This window comes from Allobosea sp. TAB14 (genome assembly GCF_052113865.1).
Taxonomy (GTDB): domain Bacteria; phylum Pseudomonadota; class Alphaproteobacteria; order Rhizobiales; family Beijerinckiaceae; genus Allobosea; species Allobosea spartocytisi.
Genome location: NZ_JBFRDQ010000363.1, coordinates 1 through 1,375 on the forward strand (window position 1 = coordinate 1; position 1,375 = coordinate 1,375).

Below are 1,375 nucleotides of genomic sequence, written 5' to 3' on the forward strand. Positions count from 1 at the left end.
GAACTGAACCGTACAGGGCATGCTGCCATGAACGCCTAGGATCTCAGTCGCCTCTTCCGTCGTCATCGCCATGGCTCCTTGGTGCCGCTGCCCCGCCCTTTCGCAACGGCGTTGGATGCGGGCGGTTCCGGATCGAGTGCGACCACCCCATTGAGCGTAACCTTGGGTCCTTCGAAAGGGGGTGGACGCGGGGAGTAACGCGCGACCCGCTTCAAGACACGGATGATTTTCGCAAAAGCGCCGCAATGGCTGAACGTGGCGCGAGATGCTTCGCACTTCCGGTTTGCGGGACGGCAAGGATTTCAGTGTCCTCGATGAGTATGTGAAGCGATCACCTGGTGCGACGGGCGGACGTCCTCATTTCGAGTTCAAGAGCAGGGAAGCGGCAGAGGCCTACCGCAAATCGATCCAACGCGAGCGTCGCGATCGGGAGAACGCCGACCGCAAGATGGAAGGTGCAGCCACGTTGGATGTGAACTTCCGAGGTGCGCCGGCAGGTATGTCGACCAGCACATCGATGAGCGGCATGTTCAAGGACATCCGCCTGCGGCAGGTCGTTAAGCCGCCACGCCCCGGTGTCGATGTCTGGTTATAGCAAGCCGCGCTGGTAGATTTGCCGCTCTTTGCCAAAGTTCAGGCTCTACGCCCCTTGGGCGTATTCGGCTGCAAGCGTATCGCGGGCGATAAGCGCCGGTCCTTTTGACCTGCACCCGACATTCGTCTTGGGTCACGCCCCACCGGCCCCCCATTGCTTTCGACTCGGCGGTGATCGATTGAGCACCAGCCACACCGGTCCAAAGCATCAGGGCGGCGACCCTCAAAGCAACGCGCATCATCTGATCTTCTCCCGAGGCTGGGCGGTAACACACTCCGACCGGCGTTCATCGTCAATGGATAATGTAACGCGTGAACTCTTCAGCAGCAGCGGGGATCGATTGATCCCGGACTGTCGATCGCGGATATCGCGGAGGCTGCACTGCGACCGAACCTGAGGGTGGTGCGGGAGAAGACGCGGGACGAGCTCGACCTGCAGGCCTATCACCGTATTCGGTCGCGGCTGGTCTCGCGCCGGACCGCGACGGTCAATCAGATCCGGGCGTTCCTGATCGAACAGGGGATCGCCATTCGCCCCGGGTTACGGGCCCTGCGCACCTCGCTTTTCGACATCCTGAAGAACCGGGCCGATGAGATACCGCCGCGCATGAGCGATCTGATCGGTCGGCCTCTACGAGGACTGGCTATGGCTCGACGAGCGGATCGAAACGATCACCGCCGAGATCGGGAAGATCGCGGCCGAGCAGGCTGCCTGCACACGGCGCGCAGCTTCGCCCTATCGTTATGACGGGCCCGCGCGACGGAGCACGCCCTGAACAGC

1 protein-coding gene and 1 pseudogene are annotated in these 1,375 nt (G+C 62.1%); both read left to right on the forward strand.

Annotated features, from left to right (window positions below):
* Positions 1-265 precede the first annotated feature (265 nt).
* On the forward strand, positions 266-595 hold the full coding sequence (locus AB4Y99_RS27625) for a hypothetical protein (RefSeq protein WP_441525601.1): 330 nt from the start codon (positions 266-268) through the stop codon (positions 593-595).
* Between the two features lie 366 nt (positions 596-961).
* Positions 962-1,301 (forward strand): annotated as a pseudogene (locus AB4Y99_RS27630) (IS110 family transposase); the annotation flags it as partial.
* Between the last annotated feature and the right edge of the window lie 74 nt (positions 1,302-1,375).